Below are 12709 nucleotides of genomic sequence, written 5' to 3'. Positions count from 1 at the left end.
ATTTTTTGTTATTAATCTGATAACTTATAGGCCTCATCAGAAACATTAATTATTAGAAGCCAATATTTAACCCTATCATATATTGACGTGGTACCGGATAAACACCAAAGTCAACTCCCAAAGCTTGAAAGGTGCTATTGGTTTGTGAGACTTCCGGATCAAGGCCAGTATAATTTGTGATGGTAAATAAATTCGTTGCACCGAGATAAACGCGGAATCTACTGATTTCAGTATTGGCTCCAAAAAGCGTCTTCACAGGAAAGTTATAGCCTATCTGAAAATTCTTCATTCGGAAAAAACTTCCATCCTGTACATAATAACTAGAGGAAGCATATTCAAAATCTGAAGCCCCTTGATAAGGCGAAGGTGTCATGCTGCCGGTATTTGTTGGACTCCAAGCGTTTAACAAACGAGTACTGGTTTGCCCAGCGAAAGTCCCGAAATCCGTAAAATAACGCGTCGCTTCATATAAGTCATTTCCTTGTGAACCATTAAAGAACATTTGAACATCAAAATTTTTGTAGGCAGCATTAATACCTAGTGAATAAACAAAATCAGGATGTGGGCTACCAATGACATCACGGTCTTCTGGACCGATGGTTCCGTTTCCACTAATATCTGCATACTTTGGTCCCCCCACACGTGCACCAGAATAAGTCGGGCTATTCGCAAGATCCTCTTCGTCTTGATAAATACCGATCATATTGTAACCATAAAACGAACCAAAAGGCGCGCCGTCTTTCAAAATAGTGGTTTGCAAGCTTCTAAAATTCCCATATACCTGCTGCGTTACGGATGGCGCTAAAGAAACCACCTCGTTTACGTTTCGCGATATATTTGCTGTAACATCCAACGTAAATGGTTTTTGTTGACTTCTGCCATAATGATATCCTAGCGACAATTCTACTCCTTTGTTTTGCATATCACCCACATTCACATAAGGAGAAGTTCCTAAACCGATCGCAATGGCAGGCAAAGGCAATTGATAAAGCATGTCGCTCGTTTTACGGTTATACCAATCAAACGACCCGTCAAAATCACCATTCAATAAAGTAAAATCAAGTCCTAAATTGAGCGATTTCACCTCTTCCCATTTGATACCTTGATTACTGTAAGCATTTTGGTAAATACCCGTTACAAATGAGCTTCCTCCCATCGGATAAGAAGATTGCGCAATAGTGGAAGAAAAGCGATTGAGGTATTGAAAGGTTGGAATCCGCTGGTTACCTGTAACTCCATACCCTGCACGGATTTTCAAATCAGACAACCAAGTAGCGTCTTTCAAAAATTCCTCTTCAGATAGCCGCCAAGCTGCACTAGCTGCAGGAAATACCCCATAAAGATTATCTGGACCGAAGTTAGACGAACCATCACGACGTACAGTTAAACTTAATAAATAACGGTCTTTAAAAGCATAGTCGGCCTTACCAAATAAAGAGAATAGGGAACCTACGTTACCTAAACTGTTATTGCTAATATTAGAGCTTCCTTGACTTAGATAAAGATAATCCAGGCTATTTAAGATAAAGAAGTTATTCCTACCTCCAGTTAATTGTCGACTGCGGCTTTTAAAAGCCTCTGTACCCAACAATACATTCAAACTGTGGTCATCACCAAGTTTCGGTTTATAATTCAAAGTGTTTGTCCAAGTCCACTCGGTATTATATCCTTGGTTTTCTGTCAAGGCGTTGTTAAAACTTCCTTCCTGAAATTCCGGATTAGGATAGACAATGTCAATATTGCCCCAGTTTTCATAGCGAATACCAAAACTGGTGCGCAACATCAAACCCTCAATAATGTCGTATTCAGCAAATGCATTACCAAAAAATGTATTACTTTTCGATTTGTCATCCTTAGCTCGATAAGATATGGCCACAGGATTCTCTCCATTTCCCAAAGCACCACCTCGAGACCCGGCAAAATTCCCCATAATATCATATACAGGAATAATATTTTGTATCCTGTAGGCAAATCCGAGCACGCTTCCTTCTCCCTGATAATCACCAGAGACATTAACATTAGATCCTATGCCATAATTCTCTGTATAAGAATATTGCGCGTTTTCTCCGATGCGTAATTTTTTATTAAATGCACTAAATTGGGTGTTGGATCTAAAATTAAAACGTTGGAAACCGGTATTAATCACCACGCCTTCTTGTTTAAAATACCCGCCGGACATTGCGTAGGTTGCATCATCCGACCCACCGCTAGCACTAAGTTGATAACTTTGCATAGGAGCAGACTGCGTCAGTTCTTTGAACCAATTGGTTCCCACCTTATTTGCTTGAGTAATCTGGTAAAAGGTGGAGTTATCACGCGAATAATTATATAGAGCAGGATCCACATCTGCAGCAGTAATTTGGGCGCCAACTTTTCCTCCAGCTAATAAATAATCCGGTAATACTGGGTTATCTCCAGAACCATACATCCTACCCCAGGCACTGACTGGATCTAGGCCTGCATTACGATAACCTTGATAAAGATTTTCTGCCCACTGTTGTGGATTTAACATATCTGGAAAAGCGCTACTTCTAGCTTGTTGAACACCGTAATATGCATCTAAACCTATTGTCGCTTTTCCTTTAGTACCCTTTCTTGTAGTGACAATAACAACTCCATTATTTGCACGTGCTCCATATATGGAAGCCGCCGAAGCGTCTTTCAATACCTGCATACTTTCGATATCGTTCGAGTTCAACCAACCTAATTTTCCTTCATAAGGAACCCCATCAATTACATATAAAGGGTCGTTATTATTGATTGTACTATAACCGCGGATGCGTATCTGAGGTGTTGCTCCCGGCGCTCCATCAGAAACGATTTGCACGCCAGTGGCTTTACCTTGTAAGGCTTCAACTGGGCTCGCAGCAGGCTGGCTTTTCAATTGTCCAATATCAACCACCGCAACGGCACCTGTCAAGTCTTTCTTACGTTGTGCGGAATAACCGGTAACCACCACTTCGTCCAAATCGCTCGTAGTTGATTGCAAACTGATGTTATAAGTTGTCTTCCCACTGCTAACACGAACTTCTTGACTCGTATAACCTACATAGGAGACAACTAATATGTCGTTTGCCTTCACGGTTAAGCTATACTGCCCTTGATTGTCTGTTAAAATACCATTGGTTGACCCTTTTACTAAGACACTGACTCCTGGCAAAGGCGCATTATCCGTTGCATCGGTTACTCTACCTACAATTTTCAGTTCTTGTCGATTCTGAATGAGTAAGATCTTTTCATTTTCTACCTTATAATTAATATCCATCGGAGCCAATACCTCCTCCAACACATCCGCCAAGTTACTTTGCAAGCTTCCCACCTCCACTATTCGATGGCTTTTTAATATAGAAGGACTGTACACGAACTTTACTTGAGATTGGGTTTCCAAATTCTCTAAAAAGTTCTTCAAGGTCATCCTCTTCTTCGTTATGTTAATCGTTTTTTTCAAAGCTCCCTGTGCTTCGGCTGTATGGGCGTAGGCACTTAAGGTTCCCACCGAAATAAGAAGCGCTTGAATAAAGGATATTCTCATCGCCGTTTTTGTTAAAGCAATAATTCGTTCTTTTTTCATAAATTCGAAAAATTTTGGTTTGTGAAGGGCCGGTTTTAAGCACCGACCCTGAATCATGATTTAATCTCCGACCGGCAATACCCCCATATTGCCGGTCTTTGTTTGGTTTAGTCTACGTTGTGTTCATAAGCGATTCATGTTTGGTTTTCGTTTTATTGATTGGATTTATTGGATTTCAATTGTTTTACCGATTATATGGTAATTGGTTTCTGTAACATTGCAAACGAGATTTAGCTGATCAAACAACTCCATACCACTCAAATCTCCTCGAAATGTAATCTTCCTGACAGCTGGTCTTACACGGATATCGATATGATAAACATCACTTAATTTATTGGCTAAGTCTGCTAAACTGATTTCTTTAAATACGACCTCATCAAGTAGCGTTCTTTTCGTCTCAACAGGAATGGGCCTTTCTACCAACGTTTCACTAAAGCTTCCTTTTTGCTCGTCCAATATCGCTCGTTGATTCATCGTTAAATTCAAGGTCTTCGGTGTCTCTATTATTCGTCGTACCAAATTATTTTTAGCACTTCGTATTACTTGTACCTTACCGGTGTACACAATTACTTCGTCTTTACCCGCTCCCTTGCCCGACTGGATTTTAAAACAAGTACCTAATACCCTGGTAATCATTTCTTCATGAAATACCTGAAAAGGATTAGCGGGGTCTCCCTTCACATTAAATAGTGCGTCACCGACTAATGAAACTTCTCGTTTATTAAAACGAGTAGCATATGTTAGCTGCGCTCCTTTGAAAAGCTTAATCCGCGTTGAATCCGGCAAGGAAACTTCCAATGGTTCATCATTCGGATTTATAACTTTCGTAATGAAGCTTTCCTTTTTACTCACAAAGTCCGGTTCAACGGGATTGCACTTTAATCGATTGTAAACCCAAACCGAACCTACAATTAACAGCACCGCGGCTGCGGCTGTTGATATATAAAATCTACCGAATGGCCTAATCACCGTCGATCGACCTTTTTTTTTGTCCTCCCTTGGCTGCGTTTCCTTGTTAATCTTATCCCATAGCCGATCTTCCAGTTCTGCAAATTCGACTTCGCTTAAATTTAAATCGACATCGCTATCTAACAAATCATACCAACGACGAACGGTTTCCTGCTCCTCCTGTGTGCAGTTACCTTTTAAATAGCGCTCCAATAAACTTTGAAAGGCTTTACGGCTCATAATGATGCTGGTTAGTATAGGCCTTATAAAGGCTTTACATATCTATAGTAATACAACTAAGCCATACCCCTAAATTTTTTTAATTTTTTTTTATTTGGTTGAGACGTGGTGTGGTTGAGTTGTTGAAACGTTGACTGGTTGAGTCGTTTAGTGGTGAATTGTAGAGCAACTATTTCCCTACTCAACTATTTGACTACTTAACGAATTAGCCAATGTGATAATTAGCCAGTATAATCTTGTGGTAAGGATCTGAGCAAGCTTGTTGCAAAGCCAGGGATATGCAATAAAAGCTGATAGACGATTTCCGGAAGTCGTTCTAGCAGCAAAATAAAGCAGAAACAATAAAAGTTATAATAATCATATAATCCTTCAGGGCTAGGCGCATGGCTTTTAACGATTGGGTAATATGGTATTCTACTGCCTTTTCGGAAATTTTTAATTTCTGTGCGATCTCCTTCACCGAGTTATATTCCAGGCGACTTAGCACAAACACTTCCCGGGTTTTACGAGGCAGCATATTAATTCCTTTTTCTATCGAGATAGAAAGCTCCCGAACCGCTAACTGCTCTTCCAAGCTATTCGCACCGATCTCACTATGCGTCTTTTTGTATTCCGCATATTGATCAAATTGCAAAACGTTTTTTAGATAATTAATGAAGCTGAATCGAACAGCCGACATCAAGTAAGCAGATAAATTGTTTATTTCAACTATTTGCCTGCGCTCCCACAGGGATATGAAAATATTTTGGATTAATTCCTCTGCTAACTCTTTACTGCTTGATTTTTTGAATAATTGTAAAAAACACACTTTCCAATATCTCTTATAAATCTCTTTGAATGCTCGGTGGTCATTTTCCTTTATTTTCGTTAGTAATTCAGCATCCGTAGAGTCGCAGTATTCCATATCGTTTATAAAGTGGTTAGCACAAATATATAAACAACATTCAATTAAGCAAACAAACTCGGTCAATTGTATGCTAATGTGATTATTTCACACTTATTTTGTAACAGTGTGTTTCTGTGTAAAGGGGACTGTACTCTTTATTCATTCCATTAGAGATAATACTTACCGCTGTTAAATTTTATTTTTCCGCCATCAACTAAATTACGGATACAGGTGATTCGATCGCTTTCATCTCCCGTTTTCAATCCATCGACCAAAGCATCTAAGGTCAAATGATTAGTTGATAGCAGGTCTATGATCTCGGCAACGATTAGGTCTTCTATTTCTTCTTCCTTTGCTTTCTTCTGCCTCTTCAGGCAATAATCGCATATCCCACAAAGCTCCACGTTTTTCTCTCCGAAATAAGCTAACAGTTGTTGTGATCGGCAAGCATCAAGCTGTAAAAAGTTGAGTACAGACTGCAATTGCTCCTCGCCTATTTTCTTTCGTTCATCAATGTGCTTTTTGTCAATATGTAAATGCTGTGAATCGCTTCTTGGTTGCAAGAACTGGATCTGTGGTTTATCTGTCTGCGATAAATAACTGATAATCTGATACTGTTCCAGCTGCTTTAAATGGTTAAGCGTCTCATGGAGTGAGAGTCCCCCTTTACGGGCTAAGTCCGCCTCACGAAATAAAACATAATAATCAAAGGCCCCGCCATAAGCACGTAACATGACTTTGATAAATCCATCCAGGTTGGCATGGGCTACTTGAAAACTGTATAGATCTTGCGATCCCACTTCGAAGCGAAACCGGGAAGGTAAGTATACATTTTCTGTTACTGCGAGCCATTCATCGCGTTCCAAAAACTTCAGCGCACTAATTACTTTTAAAGGTTCTAACTGGTACCTTTTGCAAAAAGTGCCTATATCAAAATCAAAGCACAGATATTGTCCCGCACCATACGCCAATTGAAAATAATTTCCCAAGTGATAATAAATTTGGGTGATTTCCTTGGTTGTGGGAAAGCTTAACTCAAAATTTCTTATTAGTCGCTCCTTGTCTTCTTCATTATACAACAACACCGCGTAGGCTTTCTTTCCATCCCGTCCTGCTCGCCCAGCCTCCTGAAAATAAGCTTCCAATGTATCCGGAATATCCATATGGATTACGAAACGGACATCAGGTTTGTCAATACCCATACCAAAAGCATTGGTTGCTACAATTACCTGTGTCTGGTTTTGTTTCCATGCCTCTTGCTTTTTCGATCGTTCCGGGGTCGACAACCCGGCGTGATAAAAATCGGCTTTTATGTTTTCCATCAACAGGAAACGGGTAATTTCCTGCGTTTCCCTTCTGTTTCGGACATAAACGATACCACTTCCTTTTATTTTTTTTATGATTTTGACTAAGCGGCCGGTCTTATGGTTTTCAGCAATCACCATATAGGCCAAATTTTCCCGTGAGAAACTTTTGACGAATACGGCTTGGTCGGTCGTTTTTCTAAATTTAAGTTTCTCCTGGATGTCATTTACTACTTTAGGTGTGGCAGTAGCCGTTAATGCTAAAAACGGCACCTGTGGATGTAGCTCACGTAGTTCAGATAAATGAAGGTAAGGGGGTCTAAAATCATATCCCCATTGTGAAATACAATGAGCCTCATCAATGGCGAATAAATTGACAGGCATATACCGTAGCCGTTCTTTCACGAGCTCGTTCATTAGGCGTTCAGGCGACAGGTATAAAAATTTTATATCTCCATACACGCAGTTGTCCAATGCAATATCTACTTCACGTTTGGTCATACCCGCAAATATTGCTACCGCTTTTATGTTTCTTGCTTTTAAATTCTCGACTTGATCTTTCATTAAGGCTATCAAAGGAGTTACAACAATGCAAATCCCTTTCATTGCCAGTGCAGGAACTTGAAAGCAGAGCGACTTACCTCCGCCTGTAGGCATCAACGCTAAGGCATCATGGCCAGCCAAAACATGGTTTATAACCTCTTCCTGAAGAGGTCTAAAACGCGAATAACCCCAATACCGTTCTAGAATTTCGTGTATAGACATAGCGTTTAAGCTATTTAGCGCCCCAAACATAAGCAAAATTATCCTTTAGACAGTAGAATTCGATATTCAATCGCTCTGCATCTGCCCGCCACCTATCAATCGTATGCCGACTATTAGACCCATCTAGTATAAGAAGCGTGCTTTTTTTCAAGGTGCCCAACAAGCTGTCTAACGGTCTTTTCGGATTGTTTCGTATCAACAACCAGTCAGGTGCGGTAGCGATTGGATGGTTCTTTCGACCGTCTAAAATCAGCAACTGTTTCTCCATAAATTGAAGATGATTGTTCGTGATGGAAATATCGTTAAGATGGAACTTCACTGGTTCTTTGATAAAGGATAAATATTGAATCGATGAATAAGCTTCAAGTGCCGGTATTACGGAATATTGGATAAACGCTTGTTGTATCGAATCGGCATTGCTGTAAAGAATTGGTTTTGCACCATTTATAAGCCCTATAGCCATTTGATCATTGACATTGAAGATGATGAGTCGGTTACTGTTATGCTTAGACCATAATTGCTGATTGACAATCAGTCCTAAAACAAGAATACTTATAACTGATACATAAAACAACTGCTTCCGGGAAAATTGAAAAGCTAGTACCAGCGTTATCATAACCAGGTAAAGCATCAGGTATTCATAGCTTGTTAACCAAATCGACTTCACGGTAGCTAAAGGCCATTGTTCTATACGAACCAATACCCGGTTAACAAAAAGAACGAATTGCTCTAATATATCAGCCATACCATAGGTGAATTTGTTTAGCGGCAGCATTAATAATAAGAAACCAGCGTAAATAAGGAGGCTAACCGGCAAGGTGATAAACAAGTTTGCCGGCAAAAAATAAACAGGAAAGAGATGAAAATAATAGAGCACCAGTGGGAAATTCGCTAATTGTGCTGCGCAAGACATCGATACATATGACCAGCCTTTATTCGCTAGTTCATATTTAAACCTTACTAGCTCTGATAAAAGAGGCATCAACCAAATGATGCCAAGAACCGCCAAATAAGACAATTGGAAACCTACATCTCTCAGAAATCCCGGGTTGTACAATAATAAGAAAAAGGCAGAGGCGGCTAGGTTGTTATATCCATTACCGGCACGTCTCAGCGTATTGCCAATAATGAAGATACTGATCATAAATGCCGCTCGGAGAACAGATGGCGCAAAACCTGTTAGTAATGCGTAAGCCCATATAAAGAGTAATAATAAAAGAAGACGTATATATCGCAACCATCCGCCTTTATTCATCCATTGTAAACAAAAAGCAAACAAAGCGAAGACAATTCCAACATGCATACCGGAAACGGCCAATATGTGTATTGTGCCGGTAGCGGAGAAGACCTTTATCAGTTCCTTCTCCAAGGAAGCACGGTACCCTAAAACTAGCGTAGCGAGAAGTGCCGCAGACTCCTTACTCTTAAAATACCGATTAAACTTCTCGACCATTTTTTTTCTGGTTTCGAGCGCGTAACCGATTAACGGGTTTCCCGTTTTACGACCGGTCTTGCTCAACGCATCTGAAGTAAGAAACGTTTCGTGCCAAATTCCCCGATGAGACATATAAACTGCGTAATCAAATTCATGGGGATTATAAGGTTGCCTGAGTCGTTTAAAGTTGCTAAGAATACGAAGCTCATCACCATAATGGAGTAGTAAGTCTCTCTCCTTTGTTTTAATTTTCAGTAAAAGCTTCCCTCTTACCGGCTTATATTCATCTTTTATCTTCACATAATTGATTGTCATTTCGGTGCTTATAATTTCCCCTTTCACCTTAGGTTCACCGGATACAAAACCAAGCAAATGATTACTCTGATAATGACTGAAATGCCTATGGTCGATAACCGGGTTGCTTTTCCAGTTTAGCAAAACTCCAAAGCAAATAAGTATTGTCAAAAAAATTATAAAAGCAGGTCCATATAAATATCGCACCTTCCACTTTGTTCCAATGGCAAGACCAAAAAAACAGGCAATTAACAATAGACAAGCAATTAGTATGAACCGATACGTAAGAATTGACAGGGGTATGAAATAGGTTATTCCAATTCCGAGGATGAGGGCAAGCAAAAAAGATACGAATGGCGCCTGTGTATGGTAATTGATGAATCTAGACATCTCAGTTTAAAATTGAAAGCGTAGCTGCATTTTGATTTCTGATTTGCGATTGCCTTCAATCTTATCCAAGCCCGAACCCAGCTCTTGGAGCGTCGGATAGTGGCTAGCCGCATAACGGCACCAAAAATCCATACCCCTCCTGATTCGACAGCGCAGATTGAGATAATAACGTATCCCTTTATTGCTGTAGAATGGAAACGATGATGCATATAAAACATCATTCTCAAAGGCGTATATGCGCGAATTGTAACCATCTGTTTTAAATAAAGCGACACGGGCATTACCTGAAAACATACCTTGAGGCTTATAAATCACATCCTGATAAACCAGGTAGCCTTTTTCGGCATGTGCGGCTTTTTTATAAAACCCGTATTCAAACCGGTTACGGAAAACGATGGTCGAGCTAACCTGATACTGTGCTTCAGCCCTAATTTGTTGTCGCTGAACCCGGTCTAGCGCGGCAGTGGGGTGTATCGAATCGCCATTTTCAGCTTTATTCCGAAAACGGTAACGAAGCAGATATCTTAGCTTTTTATTGGGAGTAAGAGTCAATTGTGTAAACAGATCCTGACCATCCGATGGTGCGTCTACTCGGTACCTTATCCAAGGAAATTTAAAAGCATCTGCATAAGCCACCCATAGTACTTTCTTATTGGGTTGAAAGATAAGTCCGGTATAGAATCCTTTTTCATTTACTGCACGGCTCCCTTCCGATAATCCTTGGTTATAGAATGCATGATAATTCTTTTGGTAATCTCTGTACTGCAAAACCAAGGACAAGTCGTGTGATAAGGACGAGATAATACCATTTGTATACGCTAAACCGCTACCAAAACTATGCGCTACTTCTCCAAAGAGGTACATATTATGAATATAGGTATGGTAGTATATACTGGCATTTGATAAATCGTTTCCGGCAAATGCATATTGATTGTATAAAAGTGTCCGAGGTCTTATTATACCTGACAGCTTGGTATAAAACACATTGCCACCAATAGTAAGTGAATTTCGTTGATACTGAACATTGGTACCAAATAGCAACTGCTTTAAATTGTGCCTGTTCGATACCTCGTTAGGTGTTCTATGTAAGCCGTTTTCAATAATAGCGCTATAATTAGCTTTACCGGCAAGACTATCCACGAAGGTAGCGCTCAATCTTTTATAAGATATAAAAGGCGTAATGCTCCACTTTTTTACTGAATAGGTGGCTGAGATCCCGCGAAAAAAAGAAAACTCGTTAGCTGATGTATAGGGACGTAAACCGATGCCTTGTCGCGCCACATGTTGAACCAGTGCCCCCTTTCCGAAACTAACCCCTGTCCATAAAGCAAGTCCTTGTCCAAACTGTAGAGAATAGTCGCCAATAACAACATGCTTCCATCGTTTGACGTTCTGTAGATAAAGGCTTCCCGAATAAAAGTCAAAGCCAAGGCGCTGTGCCCCGTTAAAGAACTGTTCACCTGCGTCCTTTTTCATGTTTAACGATAGTTGAAGTTTTTGCGGAACCGTGTAACGATATCGGCCAAATAAACGATCGGCACTACCCAGATATCTCGACCTGTTTAGATCCTTTATGGCATAGCCGTTTTGCTTCTCTAGGATGCGTCCATATCGAAACATCAAATCATGTCTTCCGCTACTTAGAAACTCTTTTGCCGGCATATTCCAATTCGACGACGGCTCTACCCGAACAAAAGGTAGCAGGAGCCGTACCGTCTCCACATCCAGCCCGTCCACCGCTTGCAGTTCATATACCGTCAGATAAGGCCCCGCTAGTTTACGATGGTTGATAATAGCAGCTACCTGCAAGGGTGACAAAAAACGAAGTTCGCTTAATTCCTCGTTGCTTGTTTTATTAAGATCGATCGGATGTTTCAAATAGTAGTTCCATCTCTCTGTAAGCTCCATATAATCATAATCTTCTGTGAGATCATCGGCCATGGATTCAACAAGCTGTTCGATAAGATCGGTATTTTCCGTTTGGCAAAAAGTGGCCAGATGGGATAACAGAAATAAGAATACAAAAAAGACCGATTTAGAAAGCATAGGCAAGCAATAATTGAGGGGATAACCCGAGTCGATGGTGAATCACCGTGGCTAAATCCAAAATCATTTTATGATATACAAAGCCAAACCCACAAAATTGACTAAACTCATTTAATCCGATTCCACCTCGAAAGCTCATCCAGGAAATGGGTTTATATTCAAGGCCTGTTCGGAAATCTACCTTATCTCGATAAAGAACCTTCTCCGAATCGGCAGTTATAAGTAAATTCGGATGAAATTGATAGCTGGTACCTACGCCGATTATCACCGGAATAACGGAATAAGCGGAATAATCATAAGAAGCATATCCAGGGTTTGCAACGCGGGCACCGATGACCCAGAATGGTTTTACTTGAAATTGTAAACCAACATCCGCCGAAAAAGCTTGATTTCTGCCATATTCCCTCAGCTGCAGTTGATGGTAATTTAAAGCAAGGCCGATGGACAGCTGAGGGCCAAAACGTTTAGCGTAGCTAAGATTTGCCTTCAACTCGCTATAAGCATCCTTAATCCCATAATTTGAAATATGAGAACCAAATACACCCAATTTTGTGGGCACTGCCAATAGCAGCCCCTGCGTGCGTATATCTGTGTTTAAAAAATGTTCTTGGTGATAAATGCCTGCTCTAGATGCAGTCATTGAACCAATGCCGGCCACATTGGATGTCAGCCCTTCAACACCTTGCAATGCATTTCCCGTACCACCCATAGCACAATATCGGGAAGCCGGGTAAACCTGGGCTGAGAGGTTGATAGCGGTTAGTAATAAAATTAGGTTTAAGAAGGTACCAAACATAGCACCTTAAAGATACTTAAACCGAATATTTTAA

7 protein-coding genes are annotated in these 12709 nt (G+C 40.4%); all 7 read right to left on the bottom strand.

Annotated features, from left to right (window positions below; translation table 11 throughout):
- Positions 1-52: 52 nt before the first annotated feature.
- The gene (locus E0E36_RS18710) at positions 53-3571 is read right to left on the bottom strand and encodes a SusC/RagA family TonB-linked outer membrane protein (protein ID WP_130857312.1); all 3519 of its coding nucleotides are present in this window, start codon (positions 3569-3571) and stop codon (positions 53-55) included.
- A gap of 165 nt (positions 3572-3736) precedes the next feature.
- Positions 3737-4759 (bottom strand): FecR family protein, encoded by a 1023-nt coding sequence (locus E0E36_RS18705; protein WP_130857311.1) that lies wholly within the window; start codon positions 4757-4759, stop codon positions 3737-3739.
- Positions 4760-5075: 316 nt separating this feature from the next.
- Positions 5076-5663, bottom strand: a complete 588-nt coding sequence (locus tag E0E36_RS18700) for an RNA polymerase sigma factor (protein WP_130857310.1) — start codon at positions 5661-5663, stop codon at positions 5076-5078.
- A gap of 149 nt (positions 5664-5812) precedes the next feature.
- Positions 5813-7714, bottom strand: a complete 1902-nt coding sequence (locus E0E36_RS18695) for a RecQ family ATP-dependent DNA helicase (RefSeq protein ID WP_242627309.1) — start codon at positions 7712-7714, stop codon at positions 5813-5815.
- Between the two features lie 10 nt (positions 7715-7724).
- Positions 7725-9833, bottom strand: a complete 2109-nt coding sequence (locus tag E0E36_RS18690; RefSeq protein WP_130857308.1) for a ComEC/Rec2 family competence protein — start codon at positions 9831-9833, stop codon at positions 7725-7727.
- A 6-nt stretch (positions 9834-9839) separates the two neighbouring features.
- Complete coding sequence (locus tag E0E36_RS18685; RefSeq protein ID WP_130857307.1) at positions 9840-11879, bottom strand: ComEA family DNA-binding protein; 2040 nt, start codon at positions 11877-11879, stop codon at positions 9840-9842.
- Entirely contained in the window at positions 11869-12675 is an 807-nt protein-coding gene (locus E0E36_RS18680) for a hypothetical protein (protein ID WP_130857306.1), read from the bottom strand. The genes E0E36_RS18685 and E0E36_RS18680 overlap by 11 nt, the downstream gene beginning before the upstream one ends.
- Positions 12676-12709: the final 34 nt, after the last annotated feature.

Origin of the sequence: Olivibacter jilunii (assembly GCF_900607235.1) — a bacterium.
Taxonomy (GTDB): Bacteria; Bacteroidota; Bacteroidia; order Sphingobacteriales; family Sphingobacteriaceae; genus Olivibacter; species Olivibacter oleidegradans.
The sequence above is the reverse complement of the archived record's forward strand: the minus strand, read 5'-3'. Positions and strand labels throughout refer to the sequence as shown.